Origin of the sequence: Lutibacter flavus, assembly GCF_900188355.1 — a bacterium.
In the GTDB taxonomy this organism is placed as follows: Bacteria; Bacteroidota; Bacteroidia; order Flavobacteriales; family Flavobacteriaceae; genus Lutibacter; species Lutibacter flavus.
Map to the genome: position 1 here is coordinate 274463 of NZ_FZNX01000004.1, position 15008 is coordinate 289470.

Annotated in this window: 7 protein-coding genes; all 7 read left to right on the plus strand. The window is 30.8% G+C overall.

Features of this window, described 5'->3' with window-relative positions; all coding sequences use genetic code 11:
• The first annotated feature begins 29 nt into the window (after nt 1-29).
• The 7 genes from CHB63_RS12455 (at nt 30) to CHB63_RS12485 (ending at nt 14988) form a co-directional block, all read left to right on the plus strand.
• Nucleotides 30-2495 (plus strand): hypothetical protein, encoded by a 2466-nt coding sequence (locus tag CHB63_RS12455; protein ID WP_089378805.1) that lies wholly within the window; start codon nt 30-32, stop codon nt 2493-2495.
• 12 nt (nt 2496-2507) lie between these two features.
• Nucleotides 2508-4124 carry a glycoside hydrolase family 32 protein gene (locus CHB63_RS12460; RefSeq protein WP_245856955.1) on the plus strand — a complete coding sequence of 539 codons (1617 nt, stop codon included), beginning with the start codon at nt 2508-2510 and terminating at the stop codon, nt 4122-4124.
• A gap of 17 nt (nt 4125-4141) precedes the next feature.
• On the plus strand, nt 4142-5779 hold the full coding sequence (locus tag CHB63_RS12465) for a glycoside hydrolase family 13 protein (RefSeq protein ID WP_089378806.1): 1638 nt from the start codon (nt 4142-4144) through the stop codon (nt 5777-5779).
• Nucleotides 5780-5815: 36 nt separating this feature from the next.
• Nucleotides 5816-6787 (plus strand): type I phosphomannose isomerase catalytic subunit, encoded by a 972-nt coding sequence (locus CHB63_RS12470; RefSeq protein ID WP_089378807.1) that lies wholly within the window; start codon nt 5816-5818, stop codon nt 6785-6787.
• A 171-nt stretch (nt 6788-6958) separates the two neighbouring features.
• Nucleotides 6959-9769, plus strand: a complete 2811-nt coding sequence (locus tag CHB63_RS12475; protein WP_089378808.1) for a helix-turn-helix and ligand-binding sensor domain-containing protein — start codon at nt 6959-6961, stop codon at nt 9767-9769.
• Nucleotides 9770-10049: 280 nt separating this feature from the next.
• A complete protein-coding gene (locus CHB63_RS12480) occupies nt 10050-13262 on the plus strand; it encodes a SusC/RagA family TonB-linked outer membrane protein (protein ID WP_089378809.1) in 3213 nt (1070 codons plus the stop codon).
• 19 nt (nt 13263-13281) lie between these two features.
• Nucleotides 13282-14988: a RagB/SusD family nutrient uptake outer membrane protein gene (locus CHB63_RS12485; protein ID WP_089378810.1), complete on the plus strand. Its 1707-nt coding sequence runs from the start codon at nt 13282-13284 to the stop codon at nt 14986-14988.
• Nucleotides 14989-15008 lie beyond the last annotated feature (20 nt).

Sequence of the window (15008 nt, forward strand, 5' to 3'; positions counted from 1 at the left end):
GTATAATCTCATTATTAAAAAAGTTGAATATGTTGAAAAAAAATACCAAATATCAAATTTTCTTTTTCTTTTTTTTCATTGGAACAAGCATTTTTAGTCAAAATATCAAATTAAAAGTCATCGGAAATGAACAGCAAGGGTTTAGTGTAGATATTTACAACGGCAATCAGTTATTGTTACATAATACAGAAGAGTTTTCACTAAAAGTTGCAAATCTAGATTTAAGTGAAACAACCGAAATTGCTGCTTGGAAAGGTTCTGAATGGATAGGAAATGAGCATCAAATAAAATTATCAAAAACAACTTATTTGTCAGATTTTGATTTGAACTTATTAATTACGGTTACATATGAAGTTATTAATCAAAATGTAGTTAAAAAAACAGTTGATTTATTTCAATCAGGTATTCCAACTTTGTATTTTACATTGGAAGAAACTTCAAAACCAGCAGAAGCACCTTCAAAATATGTAACTTTTGAGCACGATGATTTTCCAGGAGGTTTCGCTCACGAAATGAATCCATCAGCAGGTTTTGTAACTCCAAATAATTTAGTGGTTGGGTTTTTAATGGATGCGGGTTATAAAAATCACTATACAAGAACAACCAGGCGTCGTTTTAACGGACATGGTGGTGGATTTGTAGGTATGAGAATGCTACCTGATCCTGCATTAGTAGAAGTAGCAACATTGTTAGAAAGAAAAAACAACCAACATTTTATCAAACAAACATTTGGAGAACTATACAATTTAGATACCAGTAAAGAAATGGTTTTAAAGCTTGAGGATGCTTATAAAAATGTTGGAGAGGTTATTATTAACAAAAACGCAGATATAATTACACTTAATGGTGAATCTTCTAATCGCTCAGGAATTGAATTTATAACGCCTTTAACAGACCAAAAAATATATACAGTTTCTTTCTTAGCTAAAGGAAATTCTCCAATAGCCGTAAAACTTTTTAGAAATAAGAACGGCATAAAAACCGTGGAATTGGAACATGGAATTAAATACATTGATCAATTTCCAATTCAAGAAAATGAATGGACACTTTTTAAAGGAAGTATTATGGTTCCGTATATAGAGCACGATAGTGTTTCTATGTTTATTGGATCTCAATCAGGAAAAAAATATTCCCTTCAAATTAAAGATTTACAGATTGTTGAACATCAACCTTTAATACAGCCCTATAATAAAATGAATATGGGAGAGAAGGTAACTAAAACTACCTATGTTTTTGTGGAACCTTGGGTAAATCATCACGATTTTGTAATTTCTTCACAGGCTCGTTTAGCCGAAGCTAAAGAATTTAAAGGAAGTTTGATAGAGAAAATGTTATATGCAAATTTCAATATGCTAACTTGGATTACTTCTATACATGATTTTACACCGTTGAATGTGCCTAATATGAACTATGCACCTGATATGTACAATAGAGATTCATTTTTTTCGATAGTTTCAAGTTATAATGAAGAATTGAATCTTGAAATATGGAATCAATGGGCAAAAACTCAAAACGAAAAAGGTGCCATAGCAACCATTATAACACCATATATGGGTACTGTGGAATTTAAAGACAACGAGGCAACCATTCAATTTTTAATTTGGGCAATGATGAACAAAAGACGTTTTGGCGTAACACTGCCAAGAGAGAAAATTGATAAAGCGGTTTCTTATGTACTAAATGAATTTGATGAGAATAGAGATGGTATATGTTCTTCTCATTTTACCTTAAGTCAAATTGACATCAATGAATACAATCCAAAAACAAGTGATTTAGCTGTAAACCAAGGAATGTTTGCTATTGCGCTTCGTACCATCAAAGAGTTGGGGTATGATATTTCAGATTCATATTTGGAAAAAGCTGAAAAAGCATATTTAGACTTTTATGATACAGCAAGAAAGCATATGGTGTTTGACAAAGAATATCCGGATATTATAACTTTTACGGACTTAGAACCGGAATTTTTTTCTTTGTGGTTATTTAACAGGCCTATGTTAACTGATGAGATGGTAATTAATCATCTCGAACAAACTCCAATTCTTAATAAAGTTTCAAACTCACCTTTTCCAGAATATGGAACAACAGCTCCGGTATGTATAAGATTAACAGATGATGAAAAAGGATATGCTTATTTAACTTCAGATTATCAGCCTTTTAGAGAGTTTGGAGTATCTAATTATAAAAATGGAGCTAGAGATGGGATGTATTACAACGGTGGAAGTTGGATGCGTGCTGAATATTGCGGATATGTTGTTGGTTTAAGACACGGATGGAAAAAAGCAGAAGCACTTATGGAAAATAGGGCTTGGGCTGAAATTAATCTAAATCCCAATTGGCCATATAGCAAAGAATTTATTCCAACAAAATGGGAGACAACAGATTCTTGGTGGCCATCAACACGTGGATTATGCTGGAACGTTTTTATATTGATGGCTAATGAGGTTGCTGGATTTCGAACTCCAGAAATGGATCCTGATTTTTCAAAATTTAATTAAAAAAGTAATAAAGTGAATAAAATTAAAGCATGGTTTGTTACGGTAGCAATAGTAGGGTTCGTTTTATTTACTTTAACAAAGTGTACCAATTTTACTGAAGACAAAAAAACAGTTTCACAAAAAATGGATAGGAAATATACTGAAGAAGAATTGTATAGGCCAAAATTTCATTTTACACCTAAGCAAAACTGGATGAATGATCCAAACGGTATGTTTTACCTTAATGGAAACTATCATTTATTTTTTCAACATTACCCTGATTCTGCTGTTTGGGGACCCATGCATTGGGGACATGCAATTAGCACAGATTTAGTAGCATGGAAAGAACAGCCAATAGCATTATATCCAGATGAAAAAGGCTATATTTTTTCAGGAAGTGCTGTAGTAGATATTAATAATACATCTGGCTTTTCAAGTGGTTCAGAAAAACCTGTGATAGCCATGTTTACTTATCATGATCCTAAACTGGAAAAAGAAGGTAAAATTGATTATCAAAGTCAAGGAATTGCATATTCTTTAGATGAAGGTATAACATGGGCTAAATATTTGGGAAATCCTGTTATAAAAAATCCAGGAATTAAAGATTTTAGAGATCCAAAAATTAGTTGGGATACTATTCATAATCAATGGGTTTTGGTATTAGCAGCAGGAGATAAATCAATGTTTTATAGTTCTAAAAATTTAAAAGACTGGAAATATTTATCAAATTTCGGCAAAGATATTGGAGCTCATGGAGGTGTTTGGGAATGTCCTGATTTTTTTCCTATGACTGTGGACGGAACCAATGAAATAAAATGGGTTTTAATTCAAAGTATTGTTTCTGGGGGACCTAATGGAGGAACTGGAACGCAATATTTTGTTGGAGATTTTAATGGTAAATCTTTTATTCTGGATCCCTTTTTTAAAAAGGACTTAGTTAATGAAAATGTATTTTGGATTGACTATGGGAGAGATAATTATGCGGGAGTTACTTGGTCAAATATGCCTGAGAAAGATGGTAGAAAGTTGTTTTTAGGGTGGATGTCAAATTGGGAGTATGCAGAAAAAGTGCCCACTAACAAATGGCGCAGTAGTATGACAATTGTGCGAGAGCTTAAATTGGTTAAAAATGATGATCACTACAGAATAACATCACAGCCAGTTAAAGAAATAAATAATTACATTTCAAAATCAATTAAGAAAGGTGATTTTAATGTTGAAGGTGAAACAGTACTTATTACTAAACCAGAACTTGACTTTTCTAGTTTAGACATTCATTTTAAAATTAAGGATTTACAGAAAGATATTTACACTTTTTCGTTTTTTAATGCTGTTGGAGATTCTTTGAAATTTGGAGTTAACAATAAAGAAAAATTCTTCTTTCTTGATAGAATGAAATCAGGAAATATTTCCTTTTCAGATAAATTTGCACCAATAATTTCAATTGCTCCAATTAAGGAAGAATTAAAAAATATTGATATTAGAGTACTTTTGGATAAAACTTCAATTGAAATATTTTACAATAATGGAAAAACCGTTATGACAGAACTGTTTTTTCCGAAAAAACCAATTGAGGCTTTTTCTGCTAAATCTGAAAATTTCAATATTGAATTTGAAGGTATGACTATTAACCAGCTAAAGTTTGACTAAAAGAAATAATTTAATAAATGAGCAACCTAAAACTAACGGTATTAATTTTATTCATAGGCACCATGTTATCTTGTAATGAAGAAAGAGCAATTGTGTTAGAAAAAACTTGGTGGAAAGAGACTGTTTTTTATGAAATTTACATGCCTAGTTATAAGGATAGTAATGGTGATGGTTTTAGTGATTTTAAAGGGTTGACTTCAAAATTAGATTACATTCAAAATTTAGGAGTTAAAGGTATTTGGTTAACACCATTTCTTCAATCACCAAAAGTAGATAATGGATATGATGTTTCAGATTACTACAAAATTGACTCAACGTATGGCTCATTAGAAGATTTTAAATTGTTCTTAAATGAAGCTCATAAAAAAGATATTAAAATAATTATGGATTTAGTGGTAAATCATACTTCCACTGAATCAAAATGGTTTCAGGAGTCAAAAAAATCAAAAGAAAATCCATATAGAGATTACTATATTTGGAAAGATGAACCAAATAACTGGGAATCATTTTTTGGAGGATCAGCTTGGGAATTGGACAATACTACAAACCAATATTATTACCATCAATTTGATGTAAAAATGGCTGATCTTAATTGGGAAAATCCAAAAGTTGTTGAAGAAATTCAAGAAGTAGTGCGATTTTGGTTGAAGTTAGGAGCGGATGGATTTCGATTGGATGTTATAAATTTTTTAACAACTGATGGAATCAATTTAAATAATCCAATAAATGAAAAAGGAGAACAGGAGCATCTATATGATATCAATCAAAAAGGTGTAAAAGAAGCCATGAAAATAATGCGGGAAACAGTAAGTGAATTTGACAATCGCTTTATTGTTGGTGAAATAGGAAGTGATAAAATTGAGGTATTAAAACAATATCAGGGAACGGAATTATTAGATGTAGTATTCAATTTTAATTTTGGGAGCATAAAAGAATTTTCAGCAAAACGTGTTTTTGACGAATTGCAAAGCATGGAAAAAAATATGACTAATTTCCCAACGTTATTTTTTGGAAGCCATGATATGCCTCGTTTAATAAGTAGATTGGCAGAAAACAACCCTGAAAGAGCCGAATCATTAGCCGCATTAATGATTACGGCTAAAGGCATTCCATTTATTTATTACGGAGAGGAAATTGGAATGGAAAATATAAAAGCCAATTCAATTGATGAAATTAAGGATGTTCAAGGTCGTACACATTATAATTTGTCTAGAGAAAAAGGTGATTCTGAAGAAAAATCTTTAAGAGTTGGAAATGAGAATAATAGAGATAAATCCAGAAGTCCAATGCAATGGAATGATACTGAATTTGCTGGTTTTTCAAATATTGCTCCTTGGATTAAAGTAAATTCAAACTATAAACATACAAATGTTACTAGTTTGGAGAAAAATGAAAATTCAATTTTGAATACCTATAAAAAATTGATTGCTTTACGAAATTCTCAACCAGTTTTTCAATACGGTAACTATGAGGAATTATCTATTTCAAACAATTGTATATTTTTTATTAGAGAATATCAAGGAGATAAGGTTAAATGTTACTTTAATTTTAGCGAATCTTCAATAAAAATTGAATTAAACTTCAATGAAAAAGTACTATTTGGAGAAACAACAATTCACCCAAATAATTATTTAATAGTAAAAATAATTAAGTAAAAACGTAAATTAAATTTATAATAATATATAGAAAACATGCAATTATATCCCTTAAAATTTCAACCAGTTTACAGTTATCGTATTTGGGGTGGAGATAAGTTAAAAACAGTTTTAAATAAAAATTATAAAGAAGATTCTATAGGTGAATCCTGGGAAATTTCTGATGTGCCTGAAAATGAAACTGAAGTAGCAGAAGGATTCTTAAAAGGCCAAACCTTAAAACAATTGATGAAGAAGTTTAAAGGTGATTTTGTTGGAAATAAAGTATATGATATTTTTGGAAATGATTTTCCTCTATTGATAAAATTTATTGATGCAAAAACACCATTATCTATTCAAGTGCATCCCAGTAATGCATTGGCAAAAGAACGTCATAATTCATTTGGAAAAAATGAAATGTGGTATGTGATGCAGGCTGAAGATGAAGCAGAATTGATAGTTGGTTTTAATCAGAAAGTTGAAAAAGAAGTATATGTGAAGCATCTAAATAATGAAACCTTAACTGAGATTTTAAATATTGAAAAAGTTAAAAAAGGAGATGCATTTTATATTCCAACAGGTAGAGTTCATGCGATAGGAGCAGGTGTTTTATTGGCTGAAATTCAACAAACATCTAATATTACATATCGAATTTACGATTATGATCGAATAGATGCTAAGACTGGAGAAAAGAGAGAATTACACACAGATTTAGCAATTGATGCAATTGATTTTAATTTTTACGACAGCTATAAAACAAACTATACTAATAAAATAAATAGTTCTAGTGAATTAGTTTATTCACCTTATTTTAAAACCAATATTATTACTGTAAAAGGCGTATTAGAAAAAGACTATACAAATCTGGATTCATTTGTGATTTATATGTGTGTGGAAGGTGTTTTCAGTATTCAAAGCAATAACAGATTATACAATTTAAAAACAGGTGAAAGCATATTGTTACCGGCAACTACAAAGCAACTGAAAATTGAATCAGGCAGTGCAGTTTTACTAGAAATTTATTTATAAAAGAATACCTACAAATCTAAATTATTACTTTTTTAATTCTTAAAGTTTAGCCTTTAAATTGTAAGCTCGATTATTAGATTGATTCTAAAAACGGGTTTAAGTTGAAGCTTTAAAATATATTTACTATAAAAATTGTATTATTGTACTTATACTTTTTTTAATGAATTCAATATGAAATTAAGTAAATTATATTTCTCCATTGCACTACTATTTATTTTTCAATTTTGTGTGTTTGCTCAGGAATTACCTCCAATAGAAAATTATTCACAGGAAGCATATGGAGCCCAAAATCAAAATTGGGCTATTTCTCAAACTGATAATAAAAATATATATGTTGCAAATAACAGTGGTTTATTAGAGTTTAATGGTTCCAAATGGCGTTTATATCAATCACCAAATAATACCGTAATGCGTTCTGTAAATGTTAGTGATAATAAAATTTACACGGGTAGTTATATGGAGTTTGGTTTTTGGGAAAAAAATGATTTTGGTAGTTTAGCCTATACTTCATTAAGTGAAACGTTAAGTGTGCCATTAGTAGAAGAAGATTTTTGGAATATAATTGATTATGATAATTGGATATTGTTTCAGTCATTAAATAGAATTTACATTTATAATACTGTAAATAAATCTTTTAATATTATTAATTCAAAAACGCGACTTCCAAAAGTTTTTAAAGTTGATAAGAGTATTTATTTCCAAAAAATTAATGAAGGTGTTTTTAAAATTGAGAATGGAGAGCCGGTTTTGGTTTCTGATCATACAATTTTAAAGAACAATATTTTAGTAAATGTTTTTAAAGTGGATGACTTAGTTTTATTGCAAACACAACAAAAAGGGTTTTATTACTTAGAGGAAAATAAATTGTTAAAATGGGATATTTCTTCCAATGATATTATTTCTAATGTTTTTGTTTATAGTAGTTTGCAATTGTCAGATGGGAGTATAGCGCTTGGAACAATTTCCAATGGGATTTATAGATTGGATATAAATGGAAATGTTTTAAGTCAAATAAATCAGGAAAAAGGGCTAAATAATAATACAGTTTTAGCTATGTATGAAGATAGAGATCATAATCTTTGGCTTGGTTTAGACAATGGTATTAGTGTAATAAATTATAATTCTCCATTTGCAATATATAACGATTTTAAAGGTAAATTAGGTTCTGTTTATACGTCTGCCATATATAATGATAATTTGTATTTAGGAACAAATCAGGGGCTGTTTTATAAAAAATTGGGTAATAAGGGTGATTTTAATTTTATTGATAAAACAGATGGACAAGTTTGGTGTTTAAAAGTTTATGATAACACGCTTTTTTGTGGCCATAATAAAGGAACTTTTGTAGTAAAAGATGATAAGGTTTCTTTAATAACTGACATTATGGGTACCATGGAAATAAAATCGGTAATGAATAATAAGAACCTTTTAATTCAGGGTTATTATAATGGACTTAATGTGTTGGAAAAAGTAAATAATAGTTGGAAATTTCGAAATAAAATAGCAGGTTTTGATCCAACCAGTAGATTTTTCGAATTTACAGACAATGGAAGTATTTTGGTAAATCATGAATATAAAGGTGTTTTTAAACTTAAGTTAAATAAAGATTTTTCAAAAGTTTTGGATTATACTATTGTAAATAGCGCTCCTAAAGGACTCAAGTCAACAATTTCTAGTTATAATAATGAAATATTATACGCTTCTAATAATGGTATATTTAAGTATAATAATGAAAAAGAGGTATTCAAAAAAGATTCTGTTCTTACAGAAGATTTTTTGAAAAATGATGAATTTGTTTCTGGTAAACTAATAGTAGATGATAAAACAAATAAGCTTTGGGGTTTTACGGATAAAAGCATTGTGTATTTTACTCCAGGTAAATTAAACGATGATTTAAAAAGCACAAAAATATTTTTACCAGCTTCTTTGAGAAGAAATATTGCAGGCTTTGAAAGTATGATTCATTTAAACGATCAGTTCTATCTTTTTGGAACTACCAGAGGGTATATTATTTTAAATCTGGATAAATTAAATAATTCTAATTTTGAAGTAACAATAAATTCAATCGAAAAAAGCACCATCGATAGTGAAAAAATCCCCATTTCTTTAATAGAAAAAAGTAAACTTAAATCAATTGAGAATAATTTAGATTTTACATTTAGTGTTCCGGAATTTGATAAATATACTCAGATAAATTTTCAATATCAGTTAGAGGGTTTTTATGATAACTGGAGTGAGTGGAGTACCGATTCTGAAGTGTCTTTTAAAAACTTGCCTTATGGAAATTATACTTTTAAAGTAAATTCTCAAATAGGAAATAATGTATCCAATAATATTGCAACATATTCTTTTACTATTGAGCGTCCGTGGTACCTATCTAATAAATTTATACTGGTTTACTCGATTATATTTATCGGGTTGTTTTTATTAATTCATGCGCTATACAGATATTATTATTCAAAGCAAAAAAAGACGCTAATGGATAAAAAGCAGCGTGAATTTTTTATGGTTCAATTAGAAAGTGAGAAAGAGATTATGAAATTAAGGAATGATAAGCTACAACATGAAATTGATAGCAAAACAAGAGAGCTTTCATCATCAACAATGAGTAATATTAAAAAGAATGAACTATTAAATAAAATTAAAGAAGAATTATCTTTAATTAAAGATAAAGACAGAGTTAAGCCTGTTCTAAAAATTATTAATAACAATCTTACTAAAAATAATGATTGGCAAATGTTTGAAGAAGCATTCAATAATGCCGATAGCGATTTTTTGAAAAAAGTAAAAAGTGTTCATCCGTCTTTAACCCCAAATGATTTACGTTTATGTGCATATTTACGTTTAAACTTATCATCTAAAGAAATAGCTCCATTGTTAAATATTTCCACTCGAAGTGTTGAGATAAAAAGGTATAGGCTTAGAAAAAAAATGGAGTTAAATCATGAAAAGAGTCTCGTTGAGTACATTTTGGAGATTTAATTACTGCTACAAAATTAAAAGCTACCACAACATTGCCACAACATTTGGCCAACTACAAGGTTTTAGTTAATTTAATTTAACATTTTTTTAAGATTTATAAAGCGTCTTAAAAAATTATGGAAACTACTGTAAACACTGAAAGAAGTGTGCTATTTTAATCGTAAACTATGGTAAATTAATAGTGCTATATTTAATTAATGTATGTTTTTTGTATAGGTAGCTTTTTAAAAGTGAGCTAAAATTAGTAGTAGTTTTATATAAACTTAATTCAATAATTTATATGAAATCAATTTTAATATCAATTTTTTTATGTTTTGTCAGTATTTCGATATACTCACAAACAAATGAAATTAAAGGTACTATTTCTGATAGAAATGGTACCCCACTTCCGGGAGTCTCAGTTATTCAAAAAGGGACATCTCTTGGAACTACGACAAATTTTGACGGTGAATTTGCTTTATCTAACATTAATATGGGAGAGACCTTAGTATTCTCTTATATTGGTTTTTCAACAAAGGAAATTGTTGTTGCAAATTTTGAGCAATTAAATGTAGTTTTAGATGAAGACACTCAAAACCTAGAAGAAGTAGTAGTTGTAGGTTATGGTGTTCAAAAAAAGACCTTAATAACAGGTGCTGGTGTTAATGTAAAAGGAGAAGATATTGCGGCTCTTAATACAGGAACAGCAATGCAAGCCTTGCAAGGAACAACAGCTGGTGTTAGTATTACTAGAGATAGTGGTCAGCCTGGTGCTGGTACCAGAGTAACCATTCGTGGTTTAGGTACTATTGGAAACTCAAACCCATTATATATTGTTGACGGTGTTGCCGTTGGTAATATTGATTACTTGAGTTCATCCGATATTGAAACTATTGATGTACTTAAAGATGCTGCTTCTGCTGCTATTTATGGTTCTCGTGCTGCAAACGGAGTTGTTTTAGTTACAACAGTGAAAGGTAGAAAAGACAGTCCTGCAAAAATAAGTTTTGATAGCTATTATGGTGTTCAAAATATCTACAAAAACTTAGACCCGTTAAATGTACAAGAGTATATGTATATTATGGATGAAGGTCGCGTTAATGATGGTTTAGCTCCAAATAATTGGGAAGCGATGCTTCAGAATAATGACTGGTTAAGACAAAATTATCCAGGTCTTGACGAACAGTATGGCCAAGAAATTTGGGATAGAGTACAAAACGGTTGGGAAGGAACTAACTGGATTGATGAAATGACCAGCCAAGATGCTCCAGTTCAAAATTATGCGTTAAACATAACTGGTGGTAGTGAAGATATTATTTATTCATTAGGTGTTTCGTATTTGGATCAAAAAGGTATGATTGGTGGAGATATTACCAACGCAGGTTATAAAAGATTAACTACAAGGTTAAATACTCAAATGGTATTAAAAAAGAATGATGAACATGCCATTATAACTGTAGGTGAAAACTTTACATATACAAATGAAGAAAACAGAAGTGTTGCAACTGGTAATATTTATTGGAATGATTTACACAATGCTTTAGTTCAAAATCCTTTTATGCCGGCATATTGGCAACAGTCTATTGATAGCAATGTTAATGAATTTGGATTTTCACCAACTTTAGAAGGTATTGCTGTAGGTCAAACAAATCCTTTAGCAGTAATGTATTATCGTCATAATTACAATTCTGGAAAAGGAAACAAAATAATAGGAAACGTATTTTTAGAAGTTGAACCAATAAAAGATTTAAAATTTAGATCTTCTTATGGTATTGATTCTTGGTTTGGACATAGCAGATCAATGAATCCAACTTATGGATTAGGAAGATTATACAGCGATGATGTAAATGGTGCTCAACAAAGTCAATATCTTGGAAATAACTATACTTGGACAAATACAGTTTCTTACAAGCGCCAATTTGGGGATCACCAAGTTGATGCATTGATTGGTACGGAATTACTTCAAAATCAAATTAATACTGAGGTTGGTGGTTCAAGAAATAATTTATTATTCCCAGGGCAATCACAGTATGCATATATTAACAATACTGAAAGTCCAGAATCTATTAATGATATAAATACCTGGGGAGCTGATTGGGCTGCCGGTGGTGGAGGTTTAATGTCGTATATGGCAAGAGCTCAGTACAATTACAAAGAAAAATATTTAATGTCTGCAACTGTTCGTGCTGATGGTTCATCCAATTTTGCGAAAGGAAATAGATGGGGTACTTTTCCATCATTCTCAGCAGGTTGGATTCTAACAAAAGAAGACTTTATGGAAAGTACTTCAAATATTATAGATTTTGCAAAGGTTAGAGCAAGTTGGGGACAAAATGGAAATCAATCAATTGATAACTTCATTTATTCAGCTCAAATTAAATATGCATTTCCAGGATATTTCTTTGGTGATACAAAACCTGTGTCTGGAACAACAGCATACCCTGAAAAAGTTGTAAATCCTGATGTTACTTGGGAAACTTCAGAACAGTTAAATATTGGTTTTGATGTTAATTTATTAAATTCAAGATTGGGAGTAACATTTGATTGGTATAACAAAACAACTAAAGATTGGTTGCTAGTGGCTCCAATTCAAGGAACAGCAGGTGCTGGTGCTCCATTTATTAATGGTGGAGATATTGAAAATAAAGGTGTTGAGCTTGTTTTAAATTGGAAAGATAAAATTGGAGATTTCAAATATGGAGCTACCTTAACAGGAGCACATAATAAAAACACAGTAACCCGTATTGCAAATACTGATGGTTCTATTTTAGGCCCAAGTCATGTATTATCACAAGGAACTTCTTATATTTCAAGAGTACAAGTTGGGCAACCAATTGGATACTTTTACGGATTTAAAGCGGATGGTATTTTACAAAATCAAGATGAAGTTGATGCTTATGTAACTCCAAGTGGAACTCCGTATTTTGCAGACCAACGTCCGGGAGATGTTCGTTTTGTGGATCAAAATCAAGATGGTGCAATAGATGAAAACGATAAAGTATTTTTAGGGGATCCAAATCCAGATTTTGAAATGGGTCTTCAATTAAATTTTGCTTATAAAGGCTTCTATGCAAATACAACATTAACTGGAAAATTTGGAATGCAGGTAATGCAATCATATAGATCATTTGCAGATAATTTTACGCAAAACTATACTTCTGATGTATTTAATCGTTGGCATGGTGAAGGAACATCTAATACAATGCCACGTCTAAGTTCTTCATCTAATAGAAATACAAATTTTATTTCTGATATATTTATGCACGATGCTGATTATTTAAGAATTAATAATTTAACTTTTGGATATGAATTTGGAGATATGCTTGCTGATTTTCAAGAAATTTCAAATGCAAAATTATATGTTGCTGTAAGTAATTTACATACGTTTACAAAGTATGACGGAATGGATCCTGAGGTACGTTTTGGACACGACGCAAGTTGGGCTTCAGGTGTAGATCTTGGATTATATCCACAGGCTAGAACAGTGATGTTTGGATTAAGTGTTGATTTTTAATTTAAAATAAAAGAAGATAATGAAAAAAGTAATATATTTTATAGCTTTCGTAGGCATGGTTTTTATAACCAGCTGTGAGAAAGATTTAGATACTAAAAACCTATATGGAAAAAGTTTAGAGAGTTATTATAAAGCTCCTAAAGACATTGAGGAAGCAATGGCTGGTGTATATAATGCAATATATACTGCAAATGTACATAGTAATGAATCTTTAGCTGCAAACTTAATGTCAGATATGATGTTAGGTGGTGGTGGACCAGATGATAAATCAGCGAAATGGGTAGATAATTTTGAAGACCCTGCTGAAGATACATATCGTGATATGTGGACACAATGTTATAATGGAATTTCAAGAGCAAATGCCATAATTGAGAAAACTGCTGAAGCTGACTTTTCAACGTTTTTTGATACTCCGGAACTAGCTGAAGAATTTAAAAATCAAGCTATTGGAGAAGCATTATTTATGAGAGGATTTTTCTATTTTAGATTGGCTAAATTCTTTGGAGGTGTGCCGCTAATTATTGCACTTGATACTCCTAGAGATGCTCCAAGAGCTTCTTACCAAGAAACTTTTGCTCAAATTGCGTCAGATTTAAAACAAGCAATTGAAACAATGCCAGAAAAATCTTTTTCAGAGATTCCTACGTCTGATTATGGACATACAAATAAATGGATAGCTGAAGCTTATATGGCACGTGTATATTTATTCTACACAGGATATATGACAAATATGATGGGGCAATCAACTGATGTATTACCATTAGTTGATGGCGGTACTTTAAGTGCTTCTGATGTAACAGCTTATTTAGATGATTGTATTAGTAGAAGTGGATATCAATTAACACCTGATTTTAGAAACTTATGGCCATATTCTTATGTGAACACAAGCGCAGGTACTTCTGCATTGCCTTGGGCAGAAACTGAAGGTTTAGCTTGGGTTGGTCAAGATGGACATTCTCCAACTTTTGGATCAGGAAATTATGAAACTATGTTTGTTCAACGGTTTTCTTTTGGAGACTGGGGATGGGATAATGGAAATATTTATACAAATAGATTAGCCTTGTTTACAGGTATTCGTGGAAACTCAATGACTCCTTTTGGTGAAGGATGGGGTTGGGGTACTATAAATCCTAAATTATGGAATAGTTGGGATGATAACGACCCAAGAAAAGTAGGTTCTATTCTTGAATTAGGGAATAGTGATCAAGGAACTGGGAATTATCAAGCAGATAAAGGAGATCACGAAACAGGATTCTTTAATAAAAAATACATTGCTATTCAACATCAAGATCCTGAAGGAGCTACCAAAGGAATGTTTGTACAATTATATAACTGGGGTAATGCTGATATGCAATTAATGCACGCACAAGACTTTATTTTTATGCGTTTTGCTGATGTATTACTAATGCATTCTGAAATTACAGGTACTGCAGAAGGTTTAAATGCTGTAAGATCTAGAGCAGGATTAGATGCTGTAGGATATTCCTTAGAAGCTTTAAAGCAAGAACGTATGCATGAATTAGCATTTGAAGGTTTACGTTGGTTTGATATCGTTCGTTGGGGAGATGTTGAGACTGCGTTTAACAGTACTATTAATGTAAGAAATTCTGGAATAGATGCTACTTATAAAGCGAACTATAGAGCAGAAACAAAAGGCTTGGTGCCAATCCCAGAAACAGAAATGAGATTAGCCAATGGTGTTTACGAACAAAACCCTGGGTGGTAATATTAATAACTTAATAAAAT

Excerpts from the sequence above, each read along its gene's own strand:
- CHB63_RS12475 (WP_089378808.1), top strand. The coding sequence starts at position 6,959 with ATGAAATTAAGTAAATTATATTTCTCCATTGCACTACTATTTATTTTT.
- CHB63_RS12455 (WP_089378805.1), top strand. The coding sequence starts at position 30 with ATGTTGAAAAAAAATACCAAATATCAAATTTTCTTTTTCTTTTTTTTC.
- CHB63_RS12465 (WP_089378806.1), top strand. The coding sequence starts at position 4,142 with ATGAGCAACCTAAAACTAACGGTATTAATTTTATTCATAGGCACCATG.
- CHB63_RS12480 (WP_089378809.1), top strand. The coding sequence starts at position 10,050 with ATGAAATCAATTTTAATATCAATTTTTTTATGTTTTGTCAGTATTTCG.
- CHB63_RS12485 (WP_089378810.1), top strand. The coding sequence starts at position 13,282 with ATGAAAAAAGTAATATATTTTATAGCTTTCGTAGGCATGGTTTTTATA.
- CHB63_RS12470 (WP_089378807.1), top strand. The coding sequence starts at position 5,816 with ATGCAATTATATCCCTTAAAATTTCAACCAGTTTACAGTTATCGTATT.